This window comes from Streptomyces flavochromogenes (assembly GCF_000717595.1).
GTDB lineage: Bacteria > Actinomycetota > Actinomycetes > Streptomycetales > Streptomycetaceae > Streptomyces > Streptomyces flavochromogenes.
Genome location: NZ_JNZO01000162.1, coordinates 1 through 202, shown reverse-complemented (window position 1 = coordinate 202; position 202 = coordinate 1). Strand labels below are relative to the sequence as shown.

The following is a 202-nucleotide window of genomic DNA, read 5'->3' as shown; positions in this document are numbered from 1 at the left end:
CGCCGAGTACGGCGAGTTCGGCCGCCACGTGTGGACCACCACCCAGTACGACGAGCACACCGGTCAGGTCACCAGCGCGTTCACCGACCGCGACACCGCACCGCAGCGCGTGGAGGACACCTCCTACACCTACGACCCGGCCGGCAACATCACCCGCATCGCCACCGGCTACGGCCAGGACGCGGCCCGCACCACGGACACC

Annotated in this window: 1 protein-coding gene; it reads left to right on the top strand. The window is 70.8% G+C overall.

Annotated elements, in window-relative coordinates; genetic code table 11:
- A partial coding sequence (locus IF00_RS42440) for a hypothetical protein (RefSeq protein ID WP_037640741.1) occupies nucleotides 1-202 on the top strand: 202 nt, incomplete at both ends.